Genomic DNA, 16,726 nt, shown 5'->3' with positions numbered 1-16,726 from the left:
AGATAAGCGCATCCAGCGGAACGGCAAGCCCGGTGTTTCGACCGGCTTGAAAATGGTTTATCGGATGTATTGTTTCTGTTAATATATAAAGCGCTGGCAACGGACGCGCCTTAAGGTCATAAACTGTCTTGACAAAATCTTCAAAAATGTTTATATATTCAGGTTCTATGTTCATTTCCCCGGGATTTACAATGAGAGGCCCGGGAGAATATGCCCTGGACAAGCCGGAGAGGGACGCCTTGCAGGCTGCGTTCAGGACTGTTGGAACTTGAGAATCCCATAGGCGCGTAGCTCAGGGGTAGAGCGCTACCTTGACACGGTAGAGGTCGGCGGTTCGAAACCGCCCGTGCCTACCATTTGTTAGCCAAGGTATCATGCACCACGGCGGCAGCAGCTAGATATTGCCGTTTGTGGCGGGTGATGCCTTTTGTTGATTTCACAGAAACGGAGCCGGGCACAGGTCTTTGATGGCAAAAGTTATTTTCCCGAGCGGGGACGAGCTGGAATTCGCCCCAGAGGCGTGCCTCTTCGAGGTCTTGAAGGCCCATGACAGGGACCTTCTGAAAAAGACCGTGGCAGCCAGGGTTGACGGATCCGCAAGGGACTTGAGGTCCAGGCTCGGCGCCGGGAACGGGGCCATTAAGGTCGAGCCGGTAACGCTCGAATCGCCCGAAGGCCTTGAGATACTCCGCCACTCCGCCGCGCACGTCATGGCGGAGGCCGTGAAGTCGCTTTACAAGGAGGCCAGGATAGCCATAGGCCCGGCCATCGAGGACGGGTTCTACTACGATTTCGAAGTCGACCGGCCCTTCACCCCCGAGGACATCGAGAAGATCGAAAAGAGGATGGGGGAGATAATAAAGGGCGACCACCCGTTCGCGAGGGAGGCGGTCTCCAGGGAAGATGCCCTGAAGCTCTTCTCCGGAATGGGCGAGACATACAAGGAAGAGATAATACGGGAGCTGCCCGAAGGCGAGGTGAGCCTTTACAGGCACTCCGGTTTCGTCGACCTCTGCCGGGGGCCGCACCTCCCGTCAACGGGCTGGATAAAGGCATTCAAGCTCACCGGCGCAGCCGGTGCCTACTGGAGGGGCGACGAGAAGAGGAAGATGCTCCAGAGGGTCTACGGCACGGCCTTCGCCAGGAAAGAGGACCTTAAGGCGCACCTTGAGAGGCTCGAGGAGGCAAAGAGGAGGGACCACAGGAAGCTCGGCAAGGAGCTTGACCTTTTCTCTACCGGGGAGGACATAGGCTCCGGCCTGGTCCTCTGGCACCCGAACGGCGCAACCGTCAGGATGCTTATCGAGGACTTCTGGAAGGCCGAGCACGTAAAGGCCGATTACTCGATAATATACACCCCGCACATAGCGCAGGTGGGCCTCTGGAAGACGAGCGGGCACTGGGACTTCTACAGGGAGAGCCTCTTCTCCCCGATGGACGTCGAGGGGCAGGACTATATAGTCAAGCCCATGAACTGCCCGTTCCACATCAATATATACAAGAGCCAGCTCCGTAGCTACAGGGACCTGCCCATGCGTTACGCCGAGCTCGGCACGGTTTACAGATATGAGCGCTCCGGCGCGCTGCACGGGCTTTTGAGGGTAAGGGGCTTCACCCAGGACGACGCGCACATTTTCATGACCCCGGACCAGCTTGAGGACGAGATCAAGGGGGTCCTGAAATTTACCCTTTTCGTATTAAATTCTTTTGGATTCAGCGAATTTGATATATACTTGAGCACCAGGCCCGAGAAGTACGTCGGGAGCCTCGATAACTGGGCAAAGGCGGAATCCGCCCTTAAGGGCGCGCTCGAATCCCAGGGATTGAAATACAGCATAGACCCCGGCGAGGGGGTCTTCTACGGCCCGAAGATAGACATAAAGATAAAAGACGTCCTCGGGAGGGCATGGCAGTGCTCGACCATACAGGTCGACTTCAACCTCCCGGAGAGGTTCGACGTCACGTACAGGGACGAAAACGGCGGCGAGAGCAGGCCCATCATGATACACAGGGCGCTCATGGGCTCGCTCGAGCGCTTCTTCGGCTGCCTTGTTGAGCACTATGCCGGCGCTTTCCCGGTCTGGCTCGCGCCGGTGCAGGCCATAGTGCTCACGGTCACGGAGAGGAACGACGACTTCGCCCGCGAGGTCCACAGGAAGCTCAAGGCCGAGGGCATAAGGGCCGAGCTCGACATTAGAAACGAGAAGCTCGGTTTCAAGGTGAGGGAGGCGCAGCTGCGGAAGGTCCCCTACCAGCTCGTGATTGGCGACAAGGAGACCGAGTCGAGGCAGGTATCCCCGAGGCTACGTGGAGGGGCAACGCTTCCGTCGATGGCGGTTGAGGAGTTCCTTGCCGTAATAAAGGCCGAGAACAGGCCCGTTGTCCAGGGCTGACCGGGGGCAAGTCTCCCGTATTCGATTTTGCAACGCTACAAAGCCGCACAGGCCCGAAATAGTTAGGGGGTGATTTTTCATAGCAAAGGATACTACGAGAATAAACAGGATGATAAGGGTCCCGCAGGTGAGGGTCATTGACGCCGAGGGCAACCAGCTCGGGGTCATGGCCACGAGGGACGCGCTCGCGGCAGCCGAGGGCGTCGGGCTCGACCTCGTAGAGGTGGCCCCGACCGCGGTCCCGCCGGTCTGCCGCATAATGGACTATGGCAAGTTCAAGTACCAGACGAGCAAGAAGGCCAAGGAAGCCAAGAAGAAGCAGACCGTTATCAGCATCAAGGAGATGAAGCTCCGTGGCAAGACCGGGGAGCACGATTTCCAGTTCAAGCTCCGGAACATAAAGAGGTTCCTGAGCGAGGGCGACAAGGTAAAGGTCACCATCATCTTCAGGGGCCGCGAGATAACGCATACCGAGCTCGGCATGGGGATGCTCAAGAGGGTGGCCGAAGAGGTCAAGGACCTTGCGGTCATCGAGTCGTCGCCAAGGCTCGAGGGCCGGAACATGAGCATGATATTGGCGCCGGCCCCGCAAAAGGCCGAGAAGCCGGTAAAGGCGGAAGCGGCCCAGGACGCAGGGGCCACGACACAGGAGGAATAGAAGGCAATGCCAAAGCTTAAGACGAACAAGGGCGCCGCGAAGAGGTTCAAGATAACCGGCACAGGCAAGGTCAAGAGGATGAAGTCCGGCATGAGGCACATCCTCACGAGCAAGGCCAGCAAGGCCAAGAGGGTGCTCAGGAAATCCGACCTCATTTCCGCGACGCACGAGGACTCGATAAAGAAGCTCCTGCCATACGGTTAAGGATGCTCGCCCTGCCGGAAACCTGCAGGGCCGAAACGAATAAAGGCGGGCGCGGGGCCGTCGTGCCAGCGCAGCAGTCCCGCCGCATGAAATCACCAGTCAAGGAGCAGTTATGCCGAGGGTCAAAAGAGGCGTCAACGCCAAGAAGAAGAGGAAGAAGGTACTAAAGGCCGCAAAGGGCTACAGGGCGGGCCGCGGAAAGCTCTACCGCATAGCGACGGAGGCCGTGGACAGGGCCCTCGTGTACGCGTACGCGCACAGGAGGACCAAGAAGAGGGAGATAAGGAGCCTCTGGATAGCCAGGATAAACGCGGCGGCCAGGATGAACGACATCACCTACAGCCGCTTGATGAACGGGCTCTTGAGGGCCAATGTCGAGATCGACAGGAAGACCCTGGCCGACATGGCCGTAAAGGATCCGGCCGCCTTCACCAGGGTAGTCGAGATAGCCAGGACCAGCCTCGCTGCATGAGCCGGAGAGTCGAAGACCTCGAAAGGGAGGCCCTCGACGAGCTTTCAGGGGCCTCCTCGGAAAGGGAGGCCCTCAGGGAGGCCCGGAACAGGTATCTCGGGAGGAAGGGGGAGGTCGCGGAGCTTCTGAAGGGCCTCGGCACCCTTCCGCCTGAAGAGAGAAAGAAGGCCGGGGAAGCCATAAATAACCTCAAGACCCGGCTCGAAGAGGCCTTTGACAGGGCTCTCTCGGCCCTGGATGAAAGCGGGAAGAGGGAAAGGCTCGAAAAGGAACGGGTCGACATAACCCTTCCCGGAAGGTCCATACGCCCCGGAAAGCTCCATCCCGTAACCCAGATAACAGACGAGATCGAGGACATCTTCACTGGCCTTGGCTTCGACATAGCCGAGGGCCCGGAGGTCGAGCTCGACTACTACAACTTCGAGGCCCTGAATTTCCCCAAGGACCATCCAGCAAGGGACATGCAGGACACCTTCTTCGTCTCGGACGAGGTGGTGCTCCGCACGCATACGTCCCCGGTCCAGATACGGGTCATGGAGAAGGGCCGTCCGCCGCTCCGGGTAATCGCCCCCGGCACCGTCTACCGCAGGGACTCCGACCTTACCCATTCCCCGATGTTCCACCAGATAGAGGGTTTCATGGTGGACAGGGACATATCGTTCGCAAACCTCAAGGCAGTGCTTACTCTATTCCTCGAAAGGCTATTCGGCCAGACGGCCGTCAGGTTCCGCCCGAGCTTCTTCCCGTTCGTCGAGCCCGGGGCCGAGGTTGACATAAGGTGCGTAATCTGTGGCGGCAACGGCTGCAGGGTATGCAAGGGCACGGGCTGGCTCGAGATACTGGGCGCCGGGATGATACACCCGAACGTCTTTAGAAGCGTGGGCTACGACCCCGAGGAATACACCGGCTTCGCATTCGGGCTGGGTGTAGAGAGGGTCGCGATGCTCAAATTCGGCATAGGCGACTTGAGGCTCCTCTTCGAGAACGACATGAGGTTCCTGGAGCAGTTTTAGGCAGTTCATTCCCTTTCTGAATCAATATCTTACGCAAATAAGTTAATTAAAAATATCATTCTGGCTGTTAAAGGGTAGTAAAATGCTTTTCAGCTACAATTGGCTAAAAGAGTATCTCGAAGGCGCGCCACCTGCCCGCGAGCTTGCCGAAAGGCTCACCATGACCGGCACGGAGATAGAGTCGGTCGCGGAAATCGGCGGCGGGTTTACGAACGTTATTACGGCCCAGGTCGTGGAGTGCGAGAAGCACCCGAACGCCGACAAGCTCTCGCTCTGCAAGGTGAGGACCGACAAGGAAGAGTTTTCCATCGTCTGCGGCGCGAAGAACATGAAGCCGGGCGACAAGGTCGCCCTGGCCATTCCCGGCGCGGAGCTTCCGGGCGGCTTCAAGATAAAGAAGTCCAAGATACGCGGTGTCGAGTCCCAGGGCATGATGTGCTCCGAGGTGGAGCTCGGGCTTAAGGACACATCCGAGGGCATAATGATACTCCCGGAGGACGCGCCGCTCGGGGTCGATTTCCGGTCGATATTGGGCGCTGATTTCATGATGGAGGCCGGGATAACCCCGAACAGGGCTGACCTCCTCTCCATAAGGGGCATGGCAAGGGAGGCGGCAGCCGTCACCAGGGCCGCCTTCAGGGAAAAGGAGTTCAAGGTAGACGAGGCCGGAAGGCCGATAGGGGAGTGCGCGACCGTTACAATCGAAGAGGGCGCGACGTGCCGGAGATACGCCGCCAGGGTTATCGAGGGCGTTGCCATCGGCCCCTCGCCCGATGATATTAAAAAAAGGCTCGAAGCCCACGGCGTAAGGTCGATAAACAACGTCGTGGACGTCACCAACCTCGTCCTCCTTGAAACAGGCCAGCCGCTACACGCATTCGACCTCGACAGGCTCAACGGGGCTTCCATAATCGTGAGATTCGCCGGAGAAGGCGAGACGATCGAGACGATAGACGGGAAGAGCCGTAACCTAGACCCATCGACTCTCGTCATAGCCGACTCGAAAGGCCCTGTCGCCCTTGCCGGAGTAATGGGCGGGAGCGGAAGCGAGGTGACGGATTCCACAAAACGGATCCTCATCGAGAGCGCGTGGTTCGAGCCGTCGAGCGTAAGGAAAACGTCGAGGAGGCAGGCCCTTTCGTCAGAATCCTCCTACAGGTTCGAGAGGGGTGTGGACATCGAAGGCGTAAAAAGGGCGCTGGACATGGCCGCAAGCCTTGTCCTCAAGCTCGCGGGCGGGAAGGCCGCAAAAGGCTCCATAGACATGTATCCGGGGAAGCATGCACCGGCCGAGATAATTTTCAGGACCGAAAGGGCCGCCCGTGTGCTCGGTGTCGAAGTAAGCGCGGAAGAGGCGCTTGAAATTCTATCGAGGCTCGGCATATCGGCCCGCGAAACATCGCCCGGCGTGATAAGCGCGGCCCCGCCGTCCTACAGGATGGACCTGACGACCGAGATAGACCTCATGGAAGAGGTCGCCAGGATTTTCGGGTATAATAATATACCGACGACGCTGCCCATAGCGGCCATGTCCCCCGGCGAGACCGGGAAGGCCACGGCCCTCCGGCGGAGGATAAGAAGCCTCCTCTCCGGCTCCGGTTTTACCGAGGTCATGAACTATAGCTTTGTTTCAAGGGAGCTGTTCGCCATGTCCGGGGTGGAAGCGGGAAAGGGTGTCGAGCTTCTTAACCCGCTCACCGAGGAGCAGACGGTCATGAGGGCCGGCCTCATCCCGTCGCTCATTGAGAACATGGCCCGGAACCTCGCGTGGAAGCGCGAGGATTTGAGGATATACGAGATAGCCCCGGCGTTCGTCCCCGGAGAAGGCCTGCCGGAGGAAAGATGGAGGCTCGCCGGGCTCCTCTACGGGAACCGTTACGAGCCGGGATGGAGCTATCCGAAGGACACGGTCGATTTCTTCGACGCCAAAGGGGTTGTCGAGCGCCTTCTCGAAGGGCTGGGAATCCAGGGTGCCCGTTTCGAGGCTTCCGGGCATCCGCTCCTTCATCCGGGCAAGACTGCCGCCCTCAGAATTGAAGGCAAAAACGCCGGGGTCCTGGGCGAACTCCACCCCGACCTCTGGGGCCGCTACGGCCTTCGGAAACCCGCTTACGCCTTTGAGCTCGATATCGAGCCGATCGAGAAGGCGTCCGGCAAGGGCAAAAAATACAGGGAACTCCCCAGGTTTCCGGAGTCGGCCAGGGACATAGCCTTCATCGTCTCCGAAGATGTGCCTTTCGGGGACATACTGGAAGCCATAAGAAAAACGGACCTGAAAACTATTGAAACGGTTGAATTGTTTGATGTATACTATGGCCGGAACATACCTTCCGGTACAAGGAGTCTCGCGGTCAGGGTTACCTACAGGTCAAGGGAGAGGACCCTTACCAACCAGGAAGTCGAAGACACGCACGGCAAGGTAGTTAAGATGCTTTCCGAGAGGTTCAAGGCGGAAATCCGGGTTTCATGATGACGCGCACCATTCAGCCCCGCTTTTAAGAGGAGGTTTTACCATGACCAAGGCGGATATCGTAGAGATTGTCTTCGAGAAGGTAGGCTTTTCAAAGAAGGACGTATCCACCGTTATCGAGGAGATTTTCGAGACCATCAAGACGACCCTTGAGACGGGCGAGAAGGTCAAGATCTCCGGTTTCGGCAATTTTACCATCCGCCAGAAGAGGGCCAGGAGGGGCAGAAACCCCCAGACCGGCAGCGAGATAACCATAGAAGAGCGCAGGGTCATGACCTTCAAGGCGAGCCAGCTCCTCAAGAAGGCCATAAACCAGGGCGCCCCCGCGCAGGCGCCGACAGCGGCAGTTTAGCCGTAGAGCTCGTTTTCAAGCGGTCCTTGAGCCGCGGCCCGAAGGCCGCCGGCATGATGAGCCCCGCGTAAGCTTTCGCGGTACCAAGTTGAAGAGAACCCACGCAGGCCCTGATGACGCAGATACCGGAAAAGCTCTATTTCAAGATCGGCGAGGTCGCAAGCATCACCAAGGTCAAGCCCTACGTTCTCAGGTATTGGGAGAGCGAGTTCAGGATAATCAGCCCGAAAAAGTCCCTCACCAAGCAGAGGGTGTACAGCAGGCGGGACATAGAGCTCATACTCGACATAAAGCGGCTCCTTTACAAGGAAGGCTTCACGCTCGAAGGCGCGAAGAAGAAGGTTAAGGAGATACAGGCCGAGCGCGCGAAACAGCTCGACCTCGGGTTTTCGGAAAAGAAGGTGCACGGCGCGCTCAAGGCCATCCAGAAGGAGCTTGCGTCGATAAGAAAGATGCTGGCCTGAGAAAATTTTCCGGGTTTTTTCTGGTAAGGCGTTTGGCGGTGTGCTAAGATATTTACGGTGCGCATAGCGCACCCTACCAATGATTGTACGGGGGCCGCTGGCCCCCTTAAAAATTGAATCACTTTCGGGGCGTAGCGCAGCCTGGTAGCGCACTAGCATGGGGTGCTAGTGGTCGGAGGTTCGAATCCTCTCGCCCCGACCAGAATAAAGAAGGGCCAATCCGAATGGATTGGCCCTTCTTTATTCTATGGTGGCAGGATTCGAAAGACGCTGAGCGCCGAGCGACAGCGAGGATGAGGCCCCAGGGACGGGGCCGAAAGCGAAGCGGCGCGGCTGGAACGAGGAGCCAGGAAGGCGAACGAGTGGAAGCCGAATCCTCTCGCCCCGACCAGTTAAATCATGGGGTTACGGAGTTTTCCGTAACCCCTTTTTTCTTGAAAAATGGAACTGTTATCCACTTTGTTGTCCACTTTGTTAATGCAATAAAAAAAGCCACTCTTCCAGAGACGGGAAGCGGCTCAATACAAGGCTGTTCTGAGATAGTAATCCCTGTGCAGAAGGAGCTCGATCTTGAAAAGCCTATAAACCTGGCCGATGTCGTCGCAAGGACCATTTCTCTCAGGAATGAGCTTTCAATTGATATCCCACGCATTATAATCCAGCCGGTTGGAAATGTGACTCGGGGATACAAGGAGTTTACGCTGGACCTTTCGGGCGTGCGCCTCCAACCGGTAGAGAATGAAATCTTGATTCAGGAATTGCACCGCAGGCAGCAAAGCCTTATCATGAGCGGGACGGGTATTATGCCTGAGGATAAGCCGGAAGATTACATAGTGCGCGGCTTGATGGAGTTCAACGACATTTGTTATGACGAGCACGCCGGGCTTCTATATGATCTGGCCGGACAGGCAGTCGCACATCTAAGGACCTACCTGAAGAACGAGGATGAAGTTTTAAATGTGCTTCAATATCATCAGCAGCCTCTGGTTAACCTGATACACGCACAGATGCAATCCCACTACGAGGAGAAGGCGGCAGGTTACGAAATTCATGTGAGCAGGGGATTCACCAACTTGCGAGTCCATAATTATTCGGCACCCGCCGGGGAGGCTGAGCGTGATTTCAATGTGCCTGTATCCAATAAACAAGACATTCGAAGAATGCTTTTCACCGGGTTCGAGAATGCCTTTATAGGGTTCAGAAATTCGATTCGGACACTGAGAGGCGATTCGCCGTCATACTGGAAAAGGACAGGGACGTCCTGAAGTGGTTCAAGCCGGGCAGGGGGGATTTTCAAATCCATTACTGCAGTGACGCGTCTTACGAGCCAGACTTTGTGGTAGAAACAAATAAGATGAAATTTCTTTGCGAGCCGAAAGCCGCAGATGAACTGGATGACAGGGAAGTCCAGGCCAAGGCAAGGGCGGCCGCAGAGTGGTGCGCCAACGCGACGGACCACGAGATGAAGCAGGGGGTAAGCCGTGTGCCTATCTGCTGATTCCGCATGATGCAGTTGCTGAAAATAAAACCCTTATGGGGTTGGCAGCTTCCTATACAATTTCAGACACGCCAAGTTGTTCGTGAGGGCTAAAAAAGGAGTGGCTCCGGACATGGCGTCAATAGTGGCTTTCGGGTAGAGCGGAAAATTTCTTCAAAGTACTTGTTTTTCTGAAGCTTTTTGGGGCTGAAGGCCTATAGCCTTTATCCCCTATAGTCGGCCCTATTTTATGCTTCCATGAAGCAGCAGGTTAGAACTACATTAACAGATTAAAATCGATTGCCTTACGGAAAACGTATGGCTTTCGATACCGACTGCATTACTGAAAAACTCACAATTAAAAAGCCCCCACGATACACTCTCGGGGGCCGATTGGGACGATTCAAATTTCGATACTACAGCCTACCTACCCCAGCACCGCATCCTTGCATGCCTTTGCCACCCTGAACTTCACGACCTTCTTAGCGGGAATCTTTATAGCCTTTCCTGTCTGGGGGTTTCTGCCCATCCTTGCCTTTCTCTTAACAAGAACGAGCTTGCCGATTCCTGGTAGCGTAAAAGCGTTTTTGACCTCTTTATAGGCCAGCTGAGTCAGAGCTGCAATCACATCCGCGGCCAGCTTTTTTGTAACACCGTTTTTCTTGGCGATGCTTTCAGCTATTTGGGATTTTGTGAGTGCCTTGGCCATTTAAATCTCCTTCAAAAAATTTGATACGGAATCTTACAGGGGAATCGCTTCTTTTTTTAAGCTAAAAGTGAATTTTTACCCGTAAACTGGCCCATGAATCGCCCGTGCTCTTGATATCGAGCTGATTTTCAGTGCCAAGTCTCAGTAGCTCTTTGTTCAGTCAGTCGATTTTATGTGGGCCTCTACCGCACTTATATATTTGGGATAGAGGTCGTCAGCCATCTTGACGGCGGCGAGGACGATCGAGTTGTCGGTGTCGTCGTACTCGTGGACGAGTCTGTTTCTTAGCCCTGTCGAGGGGGCGAGGTCTTTGGCCAGCTTTAAAGGGATAATACCCAGCTCGCCGAGCTTGATGAAGCTCTGGAAGTAGTCCGTGGGGCGCCTCCTCCGGCCGAGACGATTATATGCGTGCTGATAAGTAGTCGGGATAGTTCTCAATTCCTGATTGATTGGTTGAATTTTTTACGCGGATAGCTGAATCATCTGCGCAGATTCTTTCCCGCGCAATATTTTTGCAAACTTTTTGTCTGTTATCATCATATGACTTCCGAGCCATTGCCATAGGTTCTGTTGCAGGTTTAGGGCCAGTTTGGCTGATTCGCCGCGAGAGCTATATTTATCCATCAAGTTGGTCATGGCCCGCCTGAAAAAATAGTGCTGCTCTTTATGCTTGCTGAAATCGATTTCAGGCTTTGATGACATAAGCCGCTCCTCCGTGTCGAAGTGCTCTATCGCATATCCTTCGAGAACCCCCAAAATGGTTGCCACGTCGCCCCTTCCCTGTCGCATAGCTTCGAGCAGAACCCTTATCCTTTCGACCAGCTCCTTGTGCTGCGAGTCCAAGATATCCAAGCCCACCATGTATGAGTCGTTCCATTCTATCGTCATAGGTTCGCCCCCCCCCTTGCGTGTTCATGCATTACTGCCCCGTGGCGTAGACCTGCAACTTGAATTGATTCTAAACGCTCAGCACGGCCACCTCTCCAGGCCCGTGCTGAAGGGCTTCCTGCATCACATGGGTGGCTTCTATCTTTTCAGCCGTGAAAACGCGGCCGGAATCCAATATGATTACGAACTCCTGGTCCAGCTTCCCCATTCCTTTGATAATCGTCGCGTCCACGGTCATACCAACCCTGGGAGGGGGCTCTATCTGAGCTGGTTCAAGGCAGATCACCTCCCGGACCGAATCCGCCAACGCTCCTATTACAGTTTGAGCGCCCTCATGCGCGACCTCGACTATGATTATGCACGTGTCCTTGCTGTTGTCTTTCTCGGAGAGGCCAAGTTTGAGCCTGAGGTCCAATACCGGGACGACATTCCCCCTTAGGTTGATGACCCCCCTCATGAATTCCGGCATGCGCGGAACCTTCGTGATATATGTGAGGTCGAGGATCTCTTTTACTTGCGAGATCTCGAGCGCGAAGACCTCGTCCTCAAGCATGAAGGTAAGGTACTGTCTCGGTCCGGAAACGGATGCAGTGTCCATTAATAGGCCTCCTGGACTCGTATCCCCGCGCCGGGAGCGCCATTTACAGCCTCGGGCTTCTTGAGCTGTGCGACGCGTAAAGGTGCATGGGATTTACGGCTGGTCGGTCCGGCCCCCGCCTTCTTATCTTCGAGTTTAAAGTAGGCTATCGCGCTTTGGAGCCTTGCCGCCTGCGCTGCGAGTTCCTCGGATGTCGCCGAGAGCTCTTCGGCCCCGCTTGCGTTCTGCTGGATTATGTGGTCAAGCTCCTGGATAGCCTTGTTTATCTGGTCCGCGCCTGCGCTTTGCTCGTTGCTTGCGGAGGTGATCTCTTTAACGAGATCAGCCGTTTTCTGTATGTCCGGCACGAGCGTGGCGAGCATTTCGCCAGTCTCTTCGGCCGTGTGCACGCTGGCGGTAGAGAGTTTGCCTATCTCCCCTGCCGCGGCCTGGCTCCGCTCGGCCAGCTTCCTGACCTCGGATGCCACTACCGCAAACCCCTTGCCGTGCTCCCCGGCCCTCGCCGCCTCGATGGCGGCATTCAATGCGAGCAGGTTCGTCTGCCGCGCTATCTCCTCGATAATTGATATCCTGGTGGCGATATCCTTCATCGCGCTTACAGTTTCAGCCACTGCCTTACCGCTCTTGAGCGCGTCGGAGGCCGACTTTATGGCTATCGCCTCGGTCTCGCTTGCGTTTGTTGTGTTTTGCCTTATGTTCGATGCCATTTGCTCCATTGCCGTCGAGGTTTCCTCAATAGAGGAGGCCTGCTCTGTCGCGCCGGAGGATATCTGCTGGGCGCTGCCGTTCAGCTCCTCGGATGAAGACGCGAGCTGCTCAACCGAACCGTTGATGTCCTTGATTATGGCGTGAATATGCCCCATCATCCGGTTAAATGTCTCGGCCATCTGGCCGCATTCGTCGCGAGAATCCACCTTGAGCTTTAAAGAGATATTGCCGGTCCGTTCGATTTCCGACATCGCCTCCTTGAGGTAATTCATCGGTCCTATGACTTTTCTCGTGATGAAAATGACCGAGATCAAGCAGATCGCCGCTACCGCCGCAAGCAGAGCCGAATCCAGTAAAATGCTCTTTTCGTATCTTCTAAGCTCGCTGTCGAGCTTAGAGCTGACCATCTTTCCAATGGCGTCTGAAACATGCAGAATGCTGTCTATGCCTTCGCTGCTTTTTTCAACCCATTCCTTTCCGGTAACAGGATAGTTTCCGGTGGAAGTTGCTGCGTAGACTCCACTTCTGACCTCCCCGAAGGCGCTGAGGAATACCTTTTCCATTTCCGTTACGGCCCTCAGTACTGCCGGATCGATTCCTGCCGTCTCCTTAAGGCGCAATATCGGTATTATGTTGATCTCGACTACCGCCCTGAATGTATTAAGCCTCTCGAGGGCGGCAGGCTCAACCGGTCTTCTCGAACTTACGAAACTACCCATGGTGGCGCGCTCCCTGCCGGCGTACTCGCTTACAAGCCACACCGCCTGCTTAATCTCAATATTCATCCTGAGCGCATCATGCAGGGTTTCGCTGTTCTTTGAGGACATGAATGGGGCAAGACGAAGTTCGGCGCAGTCGTCGATCAACCTCGTCATTGAGCCTATCCAGCTCGTTGCCGTGAGTGTCTTGGTCGGGTTCATCAGGTTTCCGTCGACGCTCTTTCTCATCTCATGCAATCCGGAAAAGGAGCCGCTGGCCCTTTCCATCGCGGTCTTCAAAAGGAGGTTTGACGGGTCGTGCTCAAAAAGCTCCTTGGCCAGGCTTTGCGCATTATTGAAAGCTTCGTCCCCGGCGCTCCTGATTTCTTTAAGTTTCATAAAAGTAGTGTCGTCCATGACCGCTTCAGGAGCAAGGAATATTGCGGTGATCCCTCGTTCTTTGGCCTGGTAACCTGAAGCGCGCAGGATGTGATCGGAAAGGCGGTTGGCTTTTTCCAGCTGCTTTACCGCGGTCGCTTTTTTGTAAGAATCCCAGACATTGCCGGCTGAAATCCCAATAAGAAAGAGGACCAATAGACCTATGACTCCCGTCAGAAAAAACTTGATGCTCAAACGATTCAACATGTTCCCTCCCCATCCCTTTTTTTGACAGCTTCAAAAACCGGGCGCGCGCTCGTGGCTACCAGGCCGGAAAGGCCCCCATCGCAACCCGTTGCAGGAGGATTTGTCCACCTGAATTCAGATATACCATAACAAACTGTTATATTATCGGCCCGAAAGATTACTGCTTTAGTCTTTTTTAAAAAAACCATATAAAACAATAATATAAACAAAAAACAATGGGGCTTTGATTCGTTTAGGGGGAGGCCATCGCAGGCAAATCCGTAAAATTTCATAACACTACGTTGCTTTACAAATCTGGAAAATTTGCTAAATTTCAAGCATCACCCCGGCACTGTTGCTTTCGGCCCGACCGCCATCACAATTTTCTCGTGCCCGCACCGGCATCTCTGTTTTTATACAGCAAGCGCAGCATTCAAATTTGCATAACTTGAGCGCGGCTCTTAATTAGATTATTTTCTTCTAATCCCGACCGCCAGCGGGAGTTGCAGCATTCTCATCCGGGGAAGATATATGCCAAAGACATCTTTAGGTAAAGAGCTGGAGCGGCTCAGGGCCGAGCTTACCGGAAAGACCAACGAAAAGTGGACTCAGAGGAAAGTCGCCGAAAAAATAGGGGTTACTGCCCAGGCATACCAAAACTGGATGCACGGCAGGCGGGGGAAGGAGCTGGATATTGATACTCTATGGAAAATCAGTGAAACGCTGCAGGGCGATTTCGGTCGGCTGGTCAAGCTAGCGAGGCCTGATCTCTATAAGTACTGTACGGAACTTTGCAAGGAAAGGCATTCCCGGGATCTGGATATGTACCCTCCCGAGATATCAAGTCTGATTTCCATTCTGCTTGATATGCGCGCGAAAAAAAGAAATGAGTTCCATAAACTTAAAAAAATTATCGAGATAATCAACTCCTAAATCCGTTCAGGAGATGAACCAGACTCAAATTCCATGCCCTGCTATTCCAGTGAAAATTCCCATTCAAATCTCCTCCGAAAATTTTGACACATAATCTTACTGTAGAGCGCTTTTGAGCGCTAAAGGGAATTTTTCCTGTAAATCCCATCAAGCTTGATAGATTGTCGAATGAGAGCAAATTAGATAAATGCAAGGAATATGCTTTCCAAATTGCAGGTCAAGGAAATTACGCGAAAAGCTCAATAGCTCTAGCAGGGTTGAAAAACACCCTGCTAAGGCAAGCCATGGCTGGAGTGCCAAATTGCGAGACTGTAAAAGTCGAGTAATTTGTAAAACTTGCACGAATTCACTTCGGGCAAGTCGCGCTTGAAAAAGTCCAGGACGGACTTTTTCAACATCCTGATAGGTTCAGTCAGTCGATTTTATGTGGGCCTCTACCGCCCCGATATATTGGGGGTAGAGGTCGTCAGCCATCTTGACGGCGGCGAGGACGATCGTGTTGTCGGTGTCGTCGTACTCGTGGACGAGTCTGTTTCTCAGGCCCGTCGAGGGGGCGAGATTTTTGGCCAGCTTTACAGGGATAACACCCATCTCGCCGAGCTTGATGAAGCTCTGGAAGTAATCCTCAGGGGCTCCTCCTCCGGCCGAGACGATTATGTGAGTATTTATGTCTATCGCAGCCTCGATCATCTCCTGCAGGAGTCTCTCGGTCGCTTTCCTTTTGTAGATGTCTTCTGCGTATTTATCGGGTTCCATCTCCTTTATGGGAGCGAGGGCTCTCAGGCATTCAACGATCACGGCAAGCTTTCTTCTGAGGATATCCTTCTCAAACGGGCTCACGAAAGCCCCCTTTCAGCCAGGAACATCCTTACGGAGCCTTCCTGGGCGTCCCGGAGCTTTTTCGTGTCCACATATCTTCTGAAAGCGAGGGAGTAGAATTCGCTGAATTCCCCCGGCGACCTCTCGTAGACGATCTTTCCGGTCTTGGCAATAGCGAACTTAAGAAGGGGGTCTGCGAGCCTCAAGTCTACCAAGTCGACCCTGTTGATCCCAAGCAGCGCAGAAGTCCTGTTTGTAAGCTCAAGGATGTCTACTTTATCGTCATAGAGAAAGGCGAGGTCCACGTCGCTTCGGGCGTGGACAGCTCCAGAGGCCATGGATCCGAACAAGATGATTAGACTAAGGCCGTCAGCATCGAAAAGGGGAGCAAGCCTCTCCTTTATGTCGGATATGGAAAGCATATTGCAAGCCTCCTGTGTGTAGATTCTTCCACAAAAGGTGGGTTAAATCAACAGGTAAACATCCGGAGTCATCACGTGCGTTTATAGGACGGCTTGGAATGGTGGACGGAGGGCAGACAACCGAATTAGGCAGTGAAACTCACTCGAACGCCAGTTTCCAGCGCTTCTTCGGGTTGTCGAAAAGGACGCCTTTGGGGTCGAAACGCTCCGGGTCGAAGGAACCGCCGACCCACTCGAGCGTTTCCGCGTGTTCCTGGTGGGCCAGGTTGGCGATGATTTTTAGAAAATTCTGGTAACCCCATATCCCGCCGCAGTCCTCAGGCGGACACGCACGCTCGCCGGCAATGCAGACCGGATAGCGCTTGCCCTTTTCCCGAGCGAGTATCTTTTCGAGTTTTACCTCATGCGTCCAATCATCCCCAAAGTCATATAAATAGGCTGCCTTTGGGTTCTTTGGTGAGAAGTAATCAGCAATCTTTTGCTCCCAACCAGGCAGGACACCCCTTTTGTCGTCGAACGAGTCGTCTGGAATACCGATAACAGCTTTCCTCGATGTTGAAGGGTTTTTCAAGTTGAACTCGTGGAGATGCGAATCCATCCAGCCCATCGAGTCTTGTATTGCTACATGCAAATCCCAGAACGTATAGTTTTCGGGAACCCTGATCTTCCGCCATACCGGCGGATCGATTCCAAGCAATGTAATCTTGAATTCATAGACGTTCTCGAACCTGCTCGCCATTATGAAATCCTTCTTTGGATTTCAGAGGTATTCAGATAGACAGTTTTTCTTTGGCAGCTTGCTGAAAAACTCGGAGTTAGCTCAT

The 16,726-nt window shown here is 54.3% G+C and carries 19 protein-coding genes and 2 tRNA genes; 13 read left to right on the top strand and 8 right to left on the bottom strand.

Going from position 1 to position 16,726, the window contains the following annotated elements:
• The first annotated feature begins 281 nt into the window (after positions 1 to 281).
• From QY316_09115 to QY316_09060, 12 genes are all read left to right on the top strand, one after another.
• A tRNA-Val gene (locus tag QY316_09115) sits at positions 282 to 356 on the top strand.
• 111 nt (positions 357 to 467) lie between these two features.
• Positions 468 to 2,393 carry a threonine--tRNA ligase gene (thrS, locus tag QY316_09110; protein ID WKZ32068.1) on the top strand — a complete coding sequence of 642 codons (1,926 nt, stop codon included), beginning with the start codon at positions 468 to 470 and terminating at the stop codon, positions 2,391 to 2,393.
• 79 nt (positions 2,394 to 2,472) lie between these two features.
• Complete coding sequence (gene infC / locus QY316_09105; GenBank protein ID WKZ34106.1) at positions 2,473 to 3,051, top strand: translation initiation factor IF-3; 579 nt, start codon at positions 2,473 to 2,475, stop codon at positions 3,049 to 3,051.
• Positions 3,052 to 3,057: 6 nt separating this feature from the next.
• Positions 3,058 to 3,255 (top strand): 50S ribosomal protein L35, encoded by a 198-nt coding sequence (gene rpmI / locus QY316_09100; GenBank protein WKZ32067.1) that lies wholly within the window; start codon positions 3,058 to 3,060, stop codon positions 3,253 to 3,255.
• Between the two features lie 112 nt (positions 3,256 to 3,367).
• Positions 3,368 to 3,727 (top strand): 50S ribosomal protein L20, encoded by a 360-nt coding sequence (gene rplT, locus QY316_09095; GenBank protein WKZ32066.1) that lies wholly within the window; start codon positions 3,368 to 3,370, stop codon positions 3,725 to 3,727.
• The gene (gene pheS / locus QY316_09090) at positions 3,724 to 4,740 is read left to right on the top strand and encodes a phenylalanine--tRNA ligase subunit alpha (protein WKZ32065.1); all 1,017 of its coding nucleotides are present in this window, start codon (positions 3,724 to 3,726) and stop codon (positions 4,738 to 4,740) included. The genes rplT and pheS overlap by 4 nt, the downstream gene beginning before the upstream one ends.
• A gap of 82 nt (positions 4,741 to 4,822) precedes the next feature.
• Positions 4,823 to 7,210, top strand: a complete 2,388-nt coding sequence (gene pheT, locus QY316_09085) for a phenylalanine--tRNA ligase subunit beta (GenBank protein ID WKZ32064.1) — start codon at positions 4,823 to 4,825, stop codon at positions 7,208 to 7,210.
• Positions 7,211 to 7,253: 43 nt separating this feature from the next.
• A complete protein-coding gene (locus QY316_09080; GenBank protein ID WKZ32063.1) occupies positions 7,254 to 7,562 on the top strand; it encodes an integration host factor subunit alpha in 309 nt (102 codons plus the stop codon).
• Positions 7,563 to 7,675: 113 nt separating this feature from the next.
• On the top strand, positions 7,676 to 8,026 hold the full coding sequence (locus tag QY316_09075; GenBank protein WKZ32062.1) for a MerR family transcriptional regulator: 351 nt from the start codon (positions 7,676 to 7,678) through the stop codon (positions 8,024 to 8,026).
• 125 nt (positions 8,027 to 8,151) lie between these two features.
• Positions 8,152 to 8,228 (top strand) — tRNA-Pro (locus QY316_09070).
• 160 nt (positions 8,229 to 8,388) lie between these two features.
• Positions 8,389 to 9,291 (top strand): hypothetical protein, encoded by a 903-nt coding sequence (locus tag QY316_09065; protein WKZ32061.1) that lies wholly within the window; start codon positions 8,389 to 8,391, stop codon positions 9,289 to 9,291.
• Positions 9,267 to 9,524: a hypothetical protein gene (locus QY316_09060; protein ID WKZ34105.1), complete on the top strand. Its 258-nt coding sequence runs from the start codon at positions 9,267 to 9,269 to the stop codon at positions 9,522 to 9,524. Before QY316_09065 ends, QY316_09060 begins: the two co-directional genes overlap by 25 nt.
• Before the next feature lie 406 nt (positions 9,525 to 9,930).
• Here QY316_09060 and QY316_09055 read toward each other — a convergent pair whose 3' ends face one another.
• The 5 genes from QY316_09055 to QY316_09035 all read right to left on the bottom strand — a co-directional run bounded on the left by QY316_09055 (position 9,931) and on the right by QY316_09035 (position 13,737).
• On the bottom strand, positions 9,931 to 10,212 hold the full coding sequence (locus tag QY316_09055) for an HU family DNA-binding protein (protein ID WKZ32060.1): 282 nt from the start codon (positions 10,210 to 10,212) through the stop codon (positions 9,931 to 9,933).
• A gap of 156 nt (positions 10,213 to 10,368) precedes the next feature.
• On the bottom strand, positions 10,369 to 10,650 hold the full coding sequence (locus QY316_09050; protein ID WKZ32059.1) for a DUF86 domain-containing protein: 282 nt from the start codon (positions 10,648 to 10,650) through the stop codon (positions 10,369 to 10,371).
• 24 nt (positions 10,651 to 10,674) lie between these two features.
• Positions 10,675 to 11,100, bottom strand: coding sequence for a bacteriohemerythrin (locus tag QY316_09045; protein WKZ32058.1), 426 nt, complete (start codon positions 11,098 to 11,100; stop codon positions 10,675 to 10,677).
• A gap of 70 nt (positions 11,101 to 11,170) precedes the next feature.
• Positions 11,171 to 11,698, bottom strand: a complete 528-nt coding sequence (locus QY316_09040) for a chemotaxis protein CheW (protein ID WKZ32057.1) — start codon at positions 11,696 to 11,698, stop codon at positions 11,171 to 11,173.
• Positions 11,698 to 13,737, bottom strand: coding sequence for a methyl-accepting chemotaxis protein (locus tag QY316_09035; GenBank protein WKZ32056.1), 2,040 nt, complete (start codon positions 13,735 to 13,737; stop codon positions 11,698 to 11,700). The genes QY316_09040 and QY316_09035 overlap by 1 nt, the downstream gene beginning before the upstream one ends.
• A gap of 522 nt (positions 13,738 to 14,259) precedes the next feature.
• On the opposite strand from QY316_09035, the gene QY316_09030 reads away from it, so the two are divergent.
• Positions 14,260 to 14,661, top strand: a complete 402-nt coding sequence (locus QY316_09030; protein WKZ32055.1) for a helix-turn-helix transcriptional regulator — start codon at positions 14,260 to 14,262, stop codon at positions 14,659 to 14,661.
• Positions 14,662 to 15,069: 408 nt separating this feature from the next.
• On the opposite strand, the gene QY316_09025 is transcribed toward QY316_09030, so the two are convergent.
• The 3 genes from QY316_09025 to QY316_09015 all read right to left on the bottom strand — a co-directional run bounded on the left by QY316_09025 (position 15,070) and on the right by QY316_09015 (position 16,641).
• The gene (locus tag QY316_09025; protein ID WKZ32054.1) at positions 15,070 to 15,501 is read right to left on the bottom strand and encodes a DUF86 domain-containing protein; all 432 of its coding nucleotides are present in this window, start codon (positions 15,499 to 15,501) and stop codon (positions 15,070 to 15,072) included.
• Positions 15,498 to 15,902 carry a nucleotidyltransferase domain-containing protein gene (locus tag QY316_09020; GenBank protein WKZ32053.1) on the bottom strand — a complete coding sequence of 135 codons (405 nt, stop codon included), beginning with the start codon at positions 15,900 to 15,902 and terminating at the stop codon, positions 15,498 to 15,500. Before QY316_09020 ends, QY316_09025 begins: the two co-directional genes overlap by 4 nt.
• Positions 15,903 to 16,041: 139 nt before the next feature.
• On the bottom strand, positions 16,042 to 16,641 hold the full coding sequence (locus tag QY316_09015; protein ID WKZ32052.1) for a plasmid pRiA4b ORF-3 family protein: 600 nt from the start codon (positions 16,639 to 16,641) through the stop codon (positions 16,042 to 16,044).
• Positions 16,642 to 16,726 lie beyond the last annotated feature (85 nt).

This window comes from Thermodesulfobacteriota bacterium, from assembly GCA_030583865.1.
Classification (GTDB): domain Bacteria; phylum Desulfobacterota; class GWC2-55-46; order GWC2-55-46; family GWC2-55-46; genus UBA5799.
Note: the sequence above shows the minus strand (reverse complement) of the source record. Positions and strands in the feature narration are given on the sequence as shown.

Coding starts and splice junctions, on each gene's coding strand:
- pheT (WKZ32064.1), top strand. CDS start 4,823: ATGCTTTTCAGCTACAATTGGCTAAAAGAGTATCTCGAAGGCGCGCCA.
- QY316_09045 (WKZ32058.1), bottom strand. CDS start 11,100: ATGACGATAGAATGGAACGACTCATACATGGTGGGCTTGGATATCTTG.
- QY316_09030 (WKZ32055.1), top strand. CDS start 14,260: ATGCCAAAGACATCTTTAGGTAAAGAGCTGGAGCGGCTCAGGGCCGAG.
- QY316_09040 (WKZ32057.1), bottom strand. CDS start 11,698: ATGGACACTGCATCCGTTTCCGGACCGAGACAGTACCTTACCTTCATG.
- QY316_09055 (WKZ32060.1), bottom strand. CDS start 10,212: ATGGCCAAGGCACTCACAAAATCCCAAATAGCTGAAAGCATCGCCAAG.
- thrS (WKZ32068.1), top strand. CDS start 468: ATGGCAAAAGTTATTTTCCCGAGCGGGGACGAGCTGGAATTCGCCCCA.
- pheS (WKZ32065.1), top strand. CDS start 3,724: ATGAGCCGGAGAGTCGAAGACCTCGAAAGGGAGGCCCTCGACGAGCTT.
- rplT (WKZ32066.1), top strand. CDS start 3,368: ATGCCGAGGGTCAAAAGAGGCGTCAACGCCAAGAAGAAGAGGAAGAAG.
- QY316_09015 (WKZ32052.1), bottom strand. CDS start 16,641: ATGGCGAGCAGGTTCGAGAACGTCTATGAATTCAAGATTACATTGCTT.
- QY316_09075 (WKZ32062.1), top strand. CDS start 7,676: ATGACGCAGATACCGGAAAAGCTCTATTTCAAGATCGGCGAGGTCGCA.
- QY316_09080 (WKZ32063.1), top strand. CDS start 7,254: ATGACCAAGGCGGATATCGTAGAGATTGTCTTCGAGAAGGTAGGCTTT.
- QY316_09020 (WKZ32053.1), bottom strand. CDS start 15,902: ATGCTTTCCATATCCGACATAAAGGAGAGGCTTGCTCCCCTTTTCGAT.
- rpmI (WKZ32067.1), top strand. CDS start 3,058: ATGCCAAAGCTTAAGACGAACAAGGGCGCCGCGAAGAGGTTCAAGATA.